The sequence below is a fragment of the Azotobacter tropicalis genome (assembly GCF_059739045.1).
Window position 1 is genome coordinate 353353 of the sequence record NZ_AP046060.1, and the last position, 7599, is coordinate 360951.

Annotated in this window: 5 protein-coding genes and 2 pseudogenes; 4 read left to right on the forward strand and 3 right to left on the reverse strand. The window is 60.3% G+C overall.

Features of this window, described 5'->3' with window-relative positions:
* Positions 1–168: 168 nt before the first annotated feature.
* Positions 169–2076, forward strand: coding sequence for a sigma-54-dependent Fis family transcriptional regulator (locus Atro_RS23800; protein WP_497927886.1), 1908 nt, complete (start codon positions 169–171; stop codon positions 2074–2076).
* Between the two features lie 193 nt (positions 2077–2269).
* Here Atro_RS23800 and yiaY read toward each other — a convergent pair whose 3' ends face one another.
* Positions 2270–3418 carry an L-threonine dehydrogenase gene (gene yiaY, locus Atro_RS23805; RefSeq protein ID WP_497927887.1) on the reverse strand — a complete coding sequence of 383 codons (1149 nt, stop codon included), beginning with the start codon at positions 3416–3418 and terminating at the stop codon, positions 2270–2272.
* A 219-nt stretch (positions 3419–3637) separates the two neighbouring features.
* Positions 3638–5157: pseudogene (exaC, locus tag Atro_RS23810) on the reverse strand (acetaldehyde dehydrogenase ExaC).
* A 348-nt stretch (positions 5158–5505) separates the two neighbouring features.
* Between exaC and Atro_RS23815 the strand changes: the two are divergent.
* The 3 genes from Atro_RS23815 to Atro_RS23825 all read left to right on the forward strand — a co-directional run bounded on the left by Atro_RS23815 (position 5506) and on the right by Atro_RS23825 (position 6559).
* A complete protein-coding gene (locus Atro_RS23815) occupies positions 5506–5757 on the forward strand; it encodes a type II toxin-antitoxin system Phd/YefM family antitoxin (protein WP_497927888.1) in 252 nt (83 codons plus the stop codon).
* Entirely contained in the window at positions 5757–6182 is a 426-nt protein-coding gene (locus tag Atro_RS23820; protein WP_497927889.1) for a type II toxin-antitoxin system VapC family toxin, read from the forward strand. The genes Atro_RS23815 and Atro_RS23820 overlap by 1 nt, the downstream gene beginning before the upstream one ends.
* Positions 6183–6388: 206 nt before the next feature.
* Entirely contained in the window at positions 6389–6559 is a 171-nt protein-coding gene (locus tag Atro_RS23825; RefSeq protein ID WP_497927890.1) for a hypothetical protein, read from the forward strand.
* 225 nt (positions 6560–6784) lie between these two features.
* Here Atro_RS23825 and Atro_RS23830 read toward each other — a convergent pair.
* Positions 6785–7597 (reverse strand): annotated as a pseudogene (locus Atro_RS23830) (RNA-guided endonuclease InsQ/TnpB family protein); the annotation flags it as partial.
* Positions 7598–7599 lie beyond the last annotated feature (2 nt).

The following is a 7599-nucleotide window of genomic DNA, read 5'->3' on the forward strand; positions in this document are numbered from 1 at the left end:
CACACTACATGCCAAAAAATAAAAATATAATAAATTCATTAGGTTGCAGAAAGTTATGTCGTTACCACAGATCACAAAAGCAGTATTTCTGCATCCTTGTCTCAATTTGATACAATCACTTGACCCGGACCCAGTACAAACTTGATACACACCTATTAGACGCATGCCATGAACAAATCCAATAACACAGCAGCGACCGCTTTTGCCCTACCCGCCGACCTAGCACAGTACAACTCATTAGTTGCCCGATCTTGGAATCGTTCGCGTGACTATGGGCTGTCTCCGGCCGATAGGCTTTTATTCGATGCCCCATTGGTAGCTAGTGGTGACGAGATACTCGAGTGCAACCGTCTACTGCTTGAATACGCAACTCCAGAAATGCAACAACTGCACTCCGCCCTAGCCATGCAGGATTGGATGCTTGCCTGTATAGACCCGCAAGGAGTGGTGCTAAGTACCTTCAGTGATCGCAATCAAACCACACGAGAACTCAACCAAATATTTCGCATCGGTGTTCAGATGTCAGAGCAAAATGTTGGCAGCACCGCTCCCAGCTGCGCTTTAGTAGAACAAGTACCAGTTGTCTTCTCTGGCACTGAGCATTACTTAGAAGAGGCTCGGCAGTTCTCGTGCTTAGCCACGCCGATCTTCGGCCTCGACGGCAGACTCACCGGAGTTCTGAACCTCAGCAGTAAACAAAGCGTACCTTCGCTCTATATATTTGAATCTTTAATACTTACTACCCGCACCATCGAGAACCGTCTATTCACGCAACTTGATGACGTGTTATTGGTACACTTGCATCACCGCCCGGAAATTCTCGCTACACCGTTGGAGGGACTGTTAGCCTTCGATCTGTCCGGCAAGCTGCGCAACGCCAACCGTATCGCCAGAGAGGTGTTGCAGCTTGGTAGCAACCTAGCTGGACTGGATTTCGCTGATCTGTTCGAGCTACCGTTCGCTCATGTTGTTCGTTATCGTCATCATGACCTCGGTAAGCCGCTGCATCTGCGCAGCCACCTTGGCAGTAAACTGTACTCCTACATAACCATTAGTTCGACTAAGTATCCGAAGTCGAAGCCAAGGCCTGCGACGGCGCAACTCACCAAGCCGCCACTACCATCGACACCTTCCCCCTGCCTACAGGATCCAGCTGTACAAGCAGCTCTCAGCCGTGGGCACAAGGCCTTTGCGCATGACATACCAGTGTTGATCAATGGCGAAACAGGTGTCGGCAAGGAAGTTTTCGCCCGGCTGCTGCATGATGGCAGCAATCGGATGGGCGAGCCCTTCGTGGCAATCAACTGCTCGTCCATACCGGCCAGCCTGATCGAATCTGAACTGTTCGGCTATGTCGAAGGTGCTTTTACCGGCAGTCGCAAAGGTGGTGCTACAGGAAAAATCGAGCAAGCACATAAAGGCACCCTCTTTCTTGACGAGATTGGTGACATGCCTCTTGAACTGCAGGGCCGCCTACTGCGCGTTCTGCAGGAGCGCAGCTTGACTCGTCTAGGCAGCAACCAGGTAATTCAAGTGGACTTCGCATTGATCTGCGCCACCCACCGTGACCTCAAGCAGCTCTGCACCATCCAGAAGTTCCGCGAAGACCTCTACTACCGTATCAATGGATTGCGCGTGACCCTGCCGGCTCTACGCCAGCGTCAGGACTTGGCAATACTGATTGAGCATCTGCTACGAGTAGAAACTACGGCACGCCAACCACTCAGATTGAGCATGGCGGCGCAGCAGGCGCTACTGGCCTATCACTGGCCAGGTAATATTCGCCAGCTCTATCAAGTGCTGCGTTTGGCGGCGGCGTTGGCAGAGGACGAATGGGAAATCGACCTGAAGCATCTGCCAGAGGAAATATGGGAAGGTCACGAAAGCAAGATCGAACGCTTGGCCAAGATCGATACACCACAGCTGCATGCAGGAAGGACTCTGCAAGCCTCCGGACTATGCGCGATCAGATCGGCCTTAGAGGCAACCGGCGGTAATATTTCGGCTGCCGCGCGCAGTCTTGGCATCGCACGGGCAACTCTGTATCGAAAACTGAAGAAGCTGGAACAAAGCTAATAGCCCCTTATCAGAATAGAAGGCACGAAAGGCCCGCTTGGGCGGGCCTGCCAGGGCAAGGAGCGGTGTGCAAAGAAAAGCGAAAAAGTTGCTCCCCGCCACCAGAGGGTAGGCCATGGCGGGGAGCACAGTGACGGTGACGCTGGGAGCCCGGGCCGGCCAGCGGGGCAGCCGGCCGGGCGATCCGCAGGCCTTAGAAGGCGTTGCGGAAGATTTCTTCGATCTGCTGCTGGTCGGCCGGGCGCGGGTTGGTCAGGCCGCAGGCGTCCTTCAGGGCGTTGGCGGCGAGGACCGGGATATCGTCGGCCTTGGCGCCCAGCTCCTTCAGACCGCCCGGGATGCCGATGTCCTTGGACAGGGTGCGGACCGCGGTCAGGGCCGCCTGGGCGCCCTGCTCGGCGCTCAGGCCCTGGACGTCGACGCCCATGGCCTTGGCCACGTCGCGCAGACGCTCCGGGCAGACACTGGCGTTGAAGCTTTCCACGTGCGGCAGCAGGACCGCGTTGCAGACGCCGTGCGGCAGGTCGTAGAAGCCACCCAGCTGGTGTGCCATGGCGTGTACGTAGCCCAGCGAGGCGTTGTTGAAGGCCATGCCGGCGAGGAACTGGGCGTAGGCCATGTTCTCGCGGGCGGTCATGTCGCCGCCGTTGGCCACGGCGTTGCGCAGGTTGGCGGCGATCAGCTCGACGGCCTTCAGGGCGCAGGCGTCGGTGATCGGGGTGGCGGCGGTGGAGACATAGGCCTCGACCGCGTGGGTCAGGGCGTCCATGCCGGTGGCGGCGGTCAGGCCCTTGGGCATGGCGGCCATCAGCGAGGGGTCGTTGACCGACAGCAGCGGGGTGACGTTGCGGTCGGCGATGACCATTTTCACGTGGCGGGCTTCGTCGGTGATGACACAGAAGCGGGTCATCTCGCTGGCGGTGCCGGCGGTGGTGTTGATGGCGACCAGCGGCAGCTGCGGGCGGACCGAGCGGTCGATGCCCTCGTATTCGCTGATGTGCCCGCCGTTGGCGGCGCACAGGGCGATGCCCTTGGCGCAGTCGTGCGGCGAGCCGCCGCCCAGGGAGATGACGAAGTCGCAGCCGCTGCTCTTGAGCAGGGTCAGGCCGTTTTCGACGTTGCTGACGGTGGGGTTCGGCTTGGCACCGTCATACAGAACGGAAGCGATATCCTGCTGGGCCAGCAACTGGGAAACCCTGTCGGCCACGCCGGCTTTCGCCAGGCCGGCGTCGGTGACGATCAGCGCCTTGCGGAAGCCATGGTTCTTGATCGCGCCCATGGCCTCGTCGAGGCTGCCGATGCCCATCATGTTCACTGCAGGGATGAAGAAGGTGCTGCTCATGAGGATTTCCTCTCTATTGTTGTCTTGTTTTAAAGCGACCTTGCACACCAGGCGGCCGCGCCGGACCTTCCCGATGCCCGCGCGGGTCGCGCACGCGGGCACCGATGGGAAGGTACGTCCGTCGGCCAGGCTTTACCGTGATTCGGGCGAGGGTTCGCCCTGACCGTCTCGATTCAGTCCCGTCCCCGGCCCGTGGAGGGCTGGGACGGGGGCAGTGCATCAGAAGAAGCCCAGCGGGTTGATGTCGTAGCTGACCAGCAGGTTCTTGGTCTGCTGGTAGTGGTCGAGCATCATCTTGTGGGTTTCGCGGCCGACACCGGACTTCTTGTAGCCACCGAAGGCGGCGTGCGCCGGGTACAGGTGGTAGCAGTTGGTCCATACGCGGCCGGCCTGGATGCCGCGGCCCATGCGGTAGGCGCGGTTGATGTCGCGGGTCCAGACGCCGGCGCCCAGGCCGAACTCGGTGTCGTTGGCGATGGCCAGGGCCTCGGCTTCGGTCTTGAAGGTGGTGACGCCGACCACCGGGCCGAAGATCTCTTCCTGGAACACGCGCATCTTGTTGTGGCCCTTGAGCAGGGTCGGCTGGATGTAGTAGCCGCTGGCCAGGCTGCCCTCGAGCTTCTCGGCGGCGCCGCCGGTCAGTACCTCGGCGCCCTCGCTGCGGGCGATCTCCAGGTAGGAGAGGATCTTCTCGAACTGCTGGCCGGAGGCCTGGGCGCCGACCATGGTCTCGGTGTCCAGCGGGTGGCCGCGCTTGATCTGGCCGACCTTCTTCATCACGACCTTCATGAAGTCGTCGTAGATGGATTCCTGGATCAGCGCGCGCGACGGGCAGGTGCACACCTCGCCCTGGTTGAAGAAGGCCAGCACCAGGCCTTCGGCGGCCTTCTCGATGAAGGCCGGCTCGGCCTGCATGATGTCCTCGAAGAAGATGTTCGGCGACTTGCCGCCCAGCTCGACGGTGCTCGGGATGATGTTGTCGGCGGCGCACTTGAGGATGTGCGCGCCCACCGGGGTGGAGCCGGTGAAGGCGATCTTGGCGATGCGCTTGCTGGTCGCCAGCGCCTCGCCGGCCTCGCGCGGCGAAGCCGTGGACGACGTTCAGCACGCCGGGCGGCAGCAGGTCGCCGATCAGCTCGAGCAGCACGGTGATCGACAGCGGCGTCTGCTCGGCGGGCTTGAGCACGATGCAGTTGCCGGTGGCCAGGGCGGGGCCAGTTTCCAGGCGGCCATCAGCAGCGGGAAGTTCCACGGGATGATCTGGCCGACCACGCCCAGCGGCTCGTGGAAGTGATAGGCGACGGTGTTCTCGTTGATCTCGCCGACGCTGCCTTCCTGGGCGCGGATGCAGCCGGCGTAGTAGCGGAAGTGGTCGGCGGACAGCGGCACGTCGGCGTTCAGGGTCTCGCGGACCGGCTTGCCGTTGTCCCAGGTTTCGGTGACGGCCAGCACTTCCAGGTTCTGCTCGATGCGGTCGGCGATCTTCAGCAGGATGGCGGCGCGTTCCTGCACCGAGGTGCGGCCCCAGGCGGCGGTAGCGGCGTGGGCGGCATCCAGTGCCTTCTCGATGTCCTCGGCGGTGGAGCGGGGGAATTCGGCGAATTCCTCGCCGGTGACCGGCGAGCTGTTGGTGAAGTACTGACCTTTCACCGGGGCACGAACTGGCCGCCGATATAGTTGCCGTAGCGAACCTTGTAGGAAACGATGGCGCCTTCACTGCCAGGATGGGCATACCGCATGGAGGATTCTCCTGATTCTTGTGGTTCTTGGATTTTCTGGGGAGTGCGCAAGAGCACGTCTGCGAATGGATAGTGCAGAAGGTGTGCCAATGTGCCGCAACCCCACTGGCTGTGCGGGTTCGCCGCAGTTTGTCGGGGCCGGAGCGGGGTGCTCTGTGACAGGCTTAAAACAGGGGCGAGACACCTAGGGCGAGACACTTGTGTCTCAAAAGCTTGCAGTGATACTCGAAGCCGGACGTTGATCCCCAGAAAGTCCGCCTCGCCTCCAAGGTCTCGCTATTGGTGTGGGCTTGCTGGTCGCCAATAATGTAGTAACATGCCTACATTGGCGTATTGGAGGATCAGACTATGCCGACGACTCTTTCTAGCCGGGAGTTCAACCACGATACCAGCCGGGCAAAGAAGGCCGCGCTGAGCGGGCCTGTGTTCATCACAGATCGAGGGAAACCGGCTCACGTTCTGCTGTGTATCGAAGAATACCAGCGACTGACCGGCAGCCAACCCAGCATCCTCGACATCCTGGCAATGCCGGTGGAAGAGGAAGTGGAGTTTGAAGTCCCTCGTGCCACTATCAAGACGAGGCCGGTGGATTTTTCTTGATGTTCTTGCTCGATACCAATGTTGTCTCCGAGCTGCGCAAGGCCAAGCAGGGCAAGGCCGATACCGGTGTTGTTGCTTGGGCGCAAAGCGTTCAGGTCGGAGAGTTGTACCTGTCGGCCATCTCCGTGATGGAGTTGGAAACCGGAGTATTGCTGCGTGAACGCAAAGATGCAGCTCAAGGGGCGCTTCTGCGATCGTGGCTCGATCAGCACGTTCTTCCTGGCTTTGCCGGACGCATTCTGGCAGTGGATACCGCCGTGGCTCTCCGGTGCGCGAGGCTGCATGTGCCTGATCACAAGAGCGAGCGCGATGCGCTTATTGCTGCGACGGCGCTCGTTCATGGCATGACAATCGTGACCCGGAACGTGGCGGATTTTGAGTCGACCGGCGTTTTAATTCTCAACCCTTGGAACCAGCAGTCATGAATCCTGCTCGAGCGGCTACGCTGGCTCGAAACACAGCCCGACGACTACCACATCGGCCCCCTCGACAAAGCGGCCCTGCTAACGATGACTACCGAAGCCCTGGAGTCTGTAAAAACGTTCGAGCGCGCCGCCGAGCTTGTGACTCGGTATACCTTGTCCGGTGAGGCGTGGGTTAGCCCGATACCGGCCGGGCGCTGGAGGTCTTGATGCAACTCATCGACCTGGGAGTACGGGCCGAGGTTGGCTCGGAGGCAGCAGGCTTGGCCCTCGATGCCGAAGATCTGGCGCTGCGATCCTTTGAGGATGCGCTGGAGTTGGGCGAGGAGCGCTTGGCGGAAGCCTGGGAGGCGGATGGCGCCCCTGACGAGAATGAGTGAGGCGGGTGCCGGCCAATTGGCCTTTAGAAACGCAGGAGAGGATTTCTTTCTCATCCCAAGCTGGCAGCGAGGCGGCGGTGCAGCGTGACCGGCCTGATCACGGTTAAGCATCGAAGCATTTATGTGTTCTGACAGAGCCAGACCCAGCCGATATTTTCTGCCTCGATTCGCCAGGGCGCAGTATCTTCAGCCTCCTTTGCGATACGTTTTGACATCCTCCCCGCGCTAAAGGACGGGGATTCCCACTGCTGGACGGCCATGCCCGACCGCGAGAATGTTTCCTGGCCGCGTTCACATCGCGGTCGTGAGTGACACCACACTCACTGCAAGTCCACTCCCTTACTCCAAGTCCTACGATACCTTTCGGCCTCAAATCGGGCAGACAGCCACAATTCGAACAGGCTTGGGAGGTGTAGCGCTCGTCGACCACCCTGAAGACGATGCCTGCGTGAGCGCACTTGTATTCCAGCATCGTTTTCAATTGGCCCCAGCCGGCATCGAGCACCGACTTGGCCATCTTGGTCTTCGCGAGTTTCGTGGGCGATACATCCCCACGTGGATTTCGCCGTACCGGTTTACCAGTTGCCGGCTGAACTTGTGCAAGGCGTCCTTGCGGCGGTTGGCGATCTTGGCATGAATCGCTCGGGTGCGCTGCTTGTTGCGGCTGTGCTGGGCAATCGCCAGCTTGGGCTCCAGGTCGCGGTAGAACCGGCCGTTCTCCAGCTTCAAGCCGTCGCTACAGGTCGCCACGTCCTTGAGGCCGAGGTCGATACCGACTGCTCCCTGCCCCGGTGAAAGTTCGGTTTCAACTTCCACGGCGACGTTGAAGTACCAGCGGCCGCGTGCATCCTCGCTGAAACTGCCCGAGCGAAAGCTGTACTGGCTCAGGCCGTAGCTGTCCCAGACCTTGAAGTAGTGACCGCTGTGACAGACTTGCCCGCTCTTCCATTGAGCGGCGCCTGACTTGAAGGGAATCCAGCCCAGCGAGCGACGGACACCGCCCGATTTGCGCCAGTTGAGCCGGGCCTTGCGGAACTGCA